The organism is Streptomyces sp. NPDC104309 (assembly GCF_055584025.1).
In genome coordinates this window covers 1-7,002 of record NZ_JBVJMV010000110.1, presented here as the reverse complement: position 1 = coordinate 7,002, position 7,002 = coordinate 1, and the positions used below count along the sequence as shown (strand labels likewise).

Annotated in this window: 6 protein-coding genes; all 6 read left to right on the top strand. The window is 65.6% G+C overall.

All coding sequences use genetic code 11. From position 1 onward, the window contains the following. Positions 1-250: 250 nt before the first annotated feature. The 6 genes from ACZ68L_RS46410 (at position 251) to ACZ68L_RS46385 (ending at position 6,699) form a co-directional block, all read left to right on the top strand. Positions 251-1,006, top strand: coding sequence for a TnsA-like heteromeric transposase endonuclease subunit (locus tag ACZ68L_RS46410; protein ID WP_469590895.1), 756 nt, complete (start codon positions 251-253; stop codon positions 1,004-1,006). Continuing rightward, on the top strand, positions 1,006-3,096 hold the full coding sequence (locus ACZ68L_RS46405) for an integrase (RefSeq protein WP_469590893.1): 2,091 nt from the start codon (positions 1,006-1,008) through the stop codon (positions 3,094-3,096). The genes ACZ68L_RS46410 and ACZ68L_RS46405 overlap by 1 nt, the downstream gene beginning before the upstream one ends. Further along, positions 3,087-4,133, top strand: coding sequence for a TniB family NTP-binding protein (locus tag ACZ68L_RS46400; RefSeq protein ID WP_469590892.1), 1,047 nt, complete (start codon positions 3,087-3,089; stop codon positions 4,131-4,133). The genes ACZ68L_RS46405 and ACZ68L_RS46400 overlap by 10 nt, the downstream gene beginning before the upstream one ends. Before the next feature lie 89 nt (positions 4,134-4,222). Continuing rightward, positions 4,223-5,020, top strand: coding sequence for a hypothetical protein (locus ACZ68L_RS46395; RefSeq protein WP_469590890.1), 798 nt, complete (start codon positions 4,223-4,225; stop codon positions 5,018-5,020). After that, positions 5,020-6,090 (top strand): XRE family transcriptional regulator, encoded by a 1,071-nt coding sequence (locus ACZ68L_RS46390; protein WP_469590889.1) that lies wholly within the window; start codon positions 5,020-5,022, stop codon positions 6,088-6,090. The genes ACZ68L_RS46395 and ACZ68L_RS46390 overlap by 1 nt, the downstream gene beginning before the upstream one ends. A gap of 231 nt (positions 6,091-6,321) precedes the next feature. Continuing rightward, a complete protein-coding gene (locus ACZ68L_RS46385; protein ID WP_360550806.1) occupies positions 6,322-6,699 on the top strand; it encodes a VOC family protein in 378 nt (125 codons plus the stop codon). Positions 6,700-7,002 lie beyond the last annotated feature (303 nt).

Here is a 7,002-nt window from a genome sequence, read left to right as displayed (position 1 = left end):
TGTCCCGTCCCTCGTCTTCTTGTCGCTGTCCCAGGTGAGGTTGTTCAGTTCACCGTCCGTCCCGGGGCATGTTGCCGCCCGCCGCATGCACCCGGGCTCGGCGTCCCGCCGTGCTTTGTCGCTCACTGCTGTCCGTCCCGCTTCGTTTTCGCTCTCAGGGGCGGTTTGGACGCTGATTCGTTGCTGGCTGGCGGGCTGTATGGCTTTCTCGTGATCAGGGCTTGTGCGTTCGCTCTGGTGAGGGGGCCGGATGACTGTCGAGGCGTTCGCCGATGTAGGGCACGGCGTTTTCGAGGTCGAGTACGTCGATGCGGACCGCGTTCGCCGTCGTGAGCCGCTGTCGGCGGTGTGGACGGAAAGGTTCGAGACGCTGCCGCCGGTGCGGAAGGTGCGTGCGTACGGCGGGCAGCGGTCGGTGACCCGGGATTACTGGTCGACGACCATGCGCCGGGCTCTCGCGTGTGAGTCGCGGCTGGAGCGTGATCACGCGATGCTGATGGACTTCGATCCGCAGGTGACGGGTCTGGTGTCGCAGCCGTTCCGGCTGTTTTGGCCTACGCGCCGAGGGCGCCTGGGGCACGTCCCGGACTTCTTCTTCCGTCTTGCTGACGGCACCGGGACGGTGGTCGATGTCCGTCCGGATGACCGGATTGAGCTGGACGACGCCGAGGCGTTCGCAGCGACCGAGCGGGTCTGTGAATTGGCTGGCTGGTCGTTTAGGCGGGTGGGGATGATCAGCCCCGTTCTGCTGGCGAACGTGCGCTGGCTACGGGGCTACGGCCATCCCAGGTGTTGGCGGCAGGAGACCGCCGGACGGCTGCTGGAGGCGTTCGGCGAGCCGAGGCCGCTGTTCGCCGGGGCGGAGGCGGCCGGGGACCGGGTCGCGGTGCTGCCGGTGCTTTACCACCTGCTCTGGCGAGGGGCACTGGTTACAGAGGTGGAATCGCAGGTCATGGGGCCCAACTGCATGGTCCGGGGGTCAGGGGCGGGGGTGGAGCCGTGGTGATGCGCAATCCGTTGGTGGTCCGGCCTGGCGACCGGGTGCGGTTCGACGGCACAGTGCAGACGGTGGCCGGGCTGTCGGGCATGTTGGTCCGTCTCGCGGACGAGGCGGGCGGGACGAGCACGATGCATCTGCCGACGCTGATGATGTCGCCCGGCTTCGAGGTGCTCGGCTCCGGCAGCCGGAGGGTGATGCCCACGGGGTTGCTGGACCACGTCCCTCCCGGCCAGGCCGAGGAAGCCTTGTGGTGGCACCGGCACATGGTCGAGCTGCGGACGGGGCTGCTGCCGGACGCCCCGCAGGGGGCCTTGCCGCGGCGTGAGTACGACCCTGCCACGCGGACGTTGGCCGAGCGCGAGGCGTCCAAGGCCGCCGAGTTGTCGGTGGAGTTGGGTCGGCCGGTCAGTGCGCACACGATGCGCTGGCGGCGGCGCCGCCATCAGGAACGGGGCATCGCGGGCATGGTCGACGGGCGGCACGCGCCGCGTCGGCCGGTGCACGGAAAGCTCAGGCCGGAAGTCGTGGACGAGTTGCAGCAGTTGATGAGCCAGGCCACGGGCGGTTCGACCCGGACGGTCAGCTACTACTTCGAGCGTGTCAGCAAGACGGTCAAGGACAAGTACGGCCAGGAGGCAGTGCCGAAGCGGTCGGCGTTCTACCGGCTGTTCCAGCGGCTGGAACGTGGCCGTCACACCACCGGGTCGGCGCGGACGCGCCGGTCCCTGGCGAACCAGCCCGAGGGCGTCTTCGATCAGGTGACGGTCTGCCGACCGGGCGAGTTGATGGAGATCGACTCCACCCCGTTCGACGCGTTGGTACGCCTGGACCGGGGCGTGGTCGGCAGAGTCGAGTTGACCGGGCTGGTCGATGTCGCCACGCGCACGGTCACCGCGGCAGTGCTGCGGCCGACGACGAAGTCGGTGGATGCTGCCTTGCTGCTGGCTCGCTCGGTGACGCCGGCGCCGATGCGTCCCGGCTGGACGGAAGCGCTGCGCATGGAGCGGTCGGTGCTGCCCTACCAGCGGTTGCTCGCACTGGACGAGCGGCTGCGGCACGCGGCGGCAGTCCCGCTGATCATTCCCGAGGCAATCGTGGTGGACGGTGGCAAGGCGTTCTTGTCGAAGAACTTCCACATGGCTTGCGACGCGTTCGGCACCGAGGTCATCCATGCGCCGCCCAGGACGCCGACGCACAAGCCGCACATCGAACGCACGCTGGGGTCGGTATCCACTATGTTCGCGCAATTCGTCTCGGGGCACACCGGTCGTTCGGCCGAGCACCGCGGGCGCCGGGTCGAAGACGAGCCGCTGTGGTCACTGCCGCAGTTACAGGAACTGCTGGAGGAGTGGATCACCGCCAAGTGGCAGAACCGGCCGCATGACGGCTTGCGAGACCCGCTGGCCCCGGGGCGGACGTTCTCGCCGAACGAGAAGTACGCCGCTCTCGTGGAGACGGCCGGCTACCTGCCGCTGGCACTGTCGGCCGAGGACTACCTGAAGTTGCTGCCGACACGCTGGCAGGCGGTCAACTCCTACGGGATCAAGATCAAGCACCGGCTCTACGACTGCGACGAGCTCAACACACTGAGGCGGGAGAGGTCCGGGCTGACCGACCACAAGGACCGGTGGGAAGTACGTCACGACCCTTACGACGTCCGAGTGGTCTGGCTTCACGATCACCGCGAGGACACGTGGATCACGGTCCCCTGGCGGCTGTTGTCTTCCCAGCCGGTCCCGTTCGGGGAAATGGCCTGGGACCACTCCTCCAGAGACCTGCGCGAAAAGCAGGGCGCCACGGTGACCGAAGAGGCGATCTCCGAGGCGGTGGGGGATCTGCTGGAACGGGCGGGCACCGGCCCCGTCGAGGAGAACGAAGCCCCGCCAGTTCACAATCGGCCCCGCAGCCGACGCTCCGAGCGGGCAGCCGCCCGCACCCGCGCCACTAGCCAGTCGGCCTGGCCCCGTCCGGAAACGCCTTCGCCGACGCCCGTACAGGCAGAGCCGGAAACGGAAGAAGACAACGACGGAGCCATCGCTGAGGTTGTGCCATTGCGAGTGTTCGATGCCCGACAGGAGGCCAAAAAGTGGTGGTAAGCACCAAAGACTTCGGTATGCCGGACGACCGGCGGATGCCGACAACCACTCTGGAGAGCTGGCGTCGTTTTGTGAACGACGACCCGCTCTCCTGCACCTTGCTGCCAGAGCGCGACTGGCGGGATTTGTCCGAGCTGGAGCGGGACGAGTACGACGAGTGCCGTGTCAACTACACGTCTGAACTGATCATCGTGGAGACCCCGACGGTCCGCGAGGTGCTGCATCAGGGCAGGTTGCTGACCTTGGTCAACCGGCGCGAGATCAGTGCCCGCCGCGGCTTGATCGTCTCCGGCCCTTGGGCCACCGGGAAATCCACTGCCATCAAGCAATTGGGGAGGGCTCATGAACTCCGGGTCCGTCAGCGTTTCCCCGACCACGACCGCATTCCTGTCGTGTATATCTCTGCTCCGCCCAATGGCTCTCCGCGCAAACTCGCTGTCCGCTTCGCGCACTTCCTCGGACTGCCACTGAAAAGCCGACACAACGAGATGGACATCGCCGACGCCGTCTGCGAGATCCTGACCGAGGCGCGGTGCGACCTGGTGGTGGTCGACGAGATCCACAACATCAATCTGGCCACCAGCAGCGGGAAGGATCTGTCCGACCACCTCAAGCACTTTGCCGAGCACATTCCCGCCACGTTCGTCTACGCCGGCATCAACGTCGAACGGGAAGGACTGTTCACCGGCGTGCGTGGCAAGCAGATCGCCGCCCGGTGCGTAATGCAGTACACCGCGAATTTCCCCTACAGCACGGAGTGGCGTTCAATGATCGCCACGATGGAGGACGCCCTCCGCCTACACCTGCACGAGCCAGGCACGCTGGCCAAACTGGCAAAGTACCTCCACTCACGCACCGGAGGCAGCATCAGCAGCCTCTCCCACCTGGTCCGCGCCGCCGCGATCACGGCGATCGCCAACGGCAGCGAACGTCTCACGCGTCGCCTTCTCGAAACCATCGCCGTTGACCACAACATGCAGTCCGACAGTCCTCAGCCCAAACGGGATACAGAAGAGGGGCTCGGAGACGCAGCGTGATTTCTGCTCTACCCACGAGGCACCTGCGGCCCCTGCCCCGCACCCTGGCTCCCCTTCACCGGGAATGCTGGGACTCCTATCTAAGTCGCTTGGCCACCGCGAACCACATCTCACACCTCTTACTCCACGAACAGCTCGACAATGCCGCCTGGATCCCATCGGGAAATCTGTCACTGCTGGACTGCATCAGCGCACTGTCCGGCCAGCCGCGTGAGCGGCTACTCCGGGCCTTGCCAGACCTTCAACCATCCGAGGACGCTCTCAAACCCGCCAGCCTGATGCTGGTCCAAGCCGGCTGGACCCCTCAAGAGGCGTGCACTTGGTGCACGAAGGCCAAGGGGGTCGTCATGCCAGTTCGGCACTGGGTCCCGGTCGGCACCAAACTCTGCCTCAAGCACGGGCGCTGGACCGCCGACCGCGCGAAGCAGTTCGATATCGGCTCCCTACCCGATGTGTTGCAGGCCCAGCGCCGCTACCACCGTCTCGTTCTCCGCCACGGATGGAAAGCCGTCGTCCTCGCCATAAGAGAAGCAAGCGAATTCGGCTGGCGCTGGTGGGAGAACTACGCCGACGAACATCCTTGGCGACACCGTCTGACTGTGTGCTGCGGTCCGCAGTGGAACGGCTACGAGAACGACCCGAGGATCGTGGCCTGCACCTATCCCGAGACCGTCGCCTTGGCCGAGCTCCTTGCCTCACCCCGACTGCGGGGACTGCCCTTCACCGGCGAGGAAGCGGACATGCAGCGCTTCGTCACCGAAATCCGGATCCGGGCCGCTCCCGGTTACGTCCACGACGACAGCGACCGTCGCCACCCACTCGTGCGCTGGATGCAGCAAGAAGTACATCGTCGGAGCCTTCCCAACCCGATGTCGGCCCCATTTTGATGCCCGTCTTCATTCCTGGCCGGCTCCTCCTCGCGCGCCAGCGACGCGCACTGACGCTCAACCAGCTAGCCAGCCTCAGCAAGATCACGAGCACCTCGCTCAACGCCTACGAGAACGAGCGTCAGCAACCCTCCCAGCGCTCGATCTCCTCTCTATCCGCTGCGCTCGGCTTCCCCGTATCGTTCTTCTCTGCCCCAGCGCCCGCCCCCATTCAGCACGGCTGGGCGAACCTGCGCAGGCCGTCCAAGCTCGCATCCCGCCAGCGCGACGGCGCACTCAGTTCCGCAACGCTGGCCGCGTCGCTCAACCCCTGGCTGGAGAGCCGATTCCATCTCCCCCAACCGAATGTCCCCCGCTTTCAAGGGGGCAGCCCTGAGGAGGCCGCAGAGGCTGTTCGCACGCATTGGTACCTCGCGGACGCCCCCATCCAGGGCCTGGTCCCGCTCCTCGAAGCCAACGGGATCCGCGTCTTCTCACTGCCCCTGGAATTCACGGACGTCGGCTCATTCTCAGCTGTCCACACCGGCACACCATTCATCTTCCTCACATCTCAGCAGCCCGACGCAGACAACCGGCTCGATGCCGCACGCGCGCTTGGACACCTTGTTCTCCGCCCCTCAACTGGTCAGATCGACTGGCGCGCCTTTGAGACAGAGACCGATAGGTTCGCCGCTGCCTTCCTGATGCCCCGCACGGGGCTCTTGGCCCACATGCTCCGCAACGCAACCCCCGAGAGAATCGCAACGGCCAAAGGCCTCTGGGGTGTCCCCGCCACGGCGCTGGCCCATCGCCTGCATGGGCTGGGCCTGACACAAGAGTGGAACTTCCGCCGAGCTCTCGCCCAGGTCAAACAGACTTCGCTCAGCCGTCAAGATCACGCCACGTCGGAGACAAGCGCTCTACTGCCGAATGTGTTCAAGGCCCTTCAGGCACAAGGGCTCACTCCGCACGATGTCGCCGAGCACCTCTGCCTCCCGATGTGGGAGCTGAACAACTACATGCCCGGATTCGATCTGCTGGCCTTCGCTCCTCCCTCCGCAGGAGCAATTCGCAGCCAATCCGCAACATAGAGCCGGACAGTCGCCCTCCCCCCTGAGCGACAACGTCTTCCCGGACCTCCGAGGTCACGCCGTTCGCTGCATCTTGCGTATTCACAGGTCAACGACACACCGCATCGAAAACCTAGAACCGGACGGGACAATGGGACTTGTAGATGCTTGGGCCTGGACAGCGTCAGCGCCACCTCGGGTGCTGCCGGAAAATTGATTGTCAGGGCGGACCAGGCTGCCTACCGTTCCGCCATGCAGATCGTTGTGACGCTGGACTGTGTCGACACCGAAGCGCAAGCGGCCTTCTGGCTCGCCGCGCTCGCCCCACTGGACTACCGGCGCGGCTTCCACGGACCGCCCTACCTGAGTCTGGTCGCGCCCGCTCCTGCACCAACCCTTCTCCTACAGCACGTGCCAGAACTCAAACAGGGCAAGAACCGCATGCACCTTGACCTCGACTTTGGCACAGCGGACTTAGCGTCCGAGGTCAGTCGCCTCGAACGACTCGGCGCTGCGCAGCTCTCCGAAGAACTCAGTGAACACGGCTTTCGCTGGATCGTCGTTGCCGACCCGGAGGGCAACGAGTTCTGCGTATTCAATCCTCCGAACAGCACCAACGTTCCGGAATAGTTGCGAGGTCGGGCTGAGCTCCCACCACGGCCTGGGAAGCCGCCTGCGGCGGCTTCCCAGGCCGAAGCTCGTTGATCCGTCGGTGACTCGCCCTTGCCGGGCCGTCTGGACCTCCTTCGAAGGTGCCCGCCCTCCCAGACGCTCACGAACGGAAACCGCCGACAACGAAGGCTGGGACGTCTGCACACGCGTCAACCTGGACGACAACGTCTCCTGGGATTTCGTGAGCTGCCGTGTTCACCGTGATTTGCCTATCCCCTGGTCACCGACGTGCCTGGCGAGAAGGTCGAATGGGACGGGACA

What these genes read in the sequence shown, in the direction of transcription:
- ACZ68L_RS46410 (WP_469590895.1), top strand. Translation starts at nt 251, where the DNA reads ATGACTGTCGAGGCGTTCGCCGATGTAGGGCACGGCGTTTTCGAGGTC.
- ACZ68L_RS46405 (WP_469590893.1), top strand. Translation starts at nt 1,006, where the DNA reads ATGCGCAATCCGTTGGTGGTCCGGCCTGGCGACCGGGTGCGGTTCGAC.
- ACZ68L_RS46390 (WP_469590889.1), top strand. Translation starts at nt 5,020, where the DNA reads ATGCCCGTCTTCATTCCTGGCCGGCTCCTCCTCGCGCGCCAGCGACGC.
- ACZ68L_RS46385 (WP_360550806.1), top strand. Translation starts at nt 6,322, where the DNA reads ATGCAGATCGTTGTGACGCTGGACTGTGTCGACACCGAAGCGCAAGCG.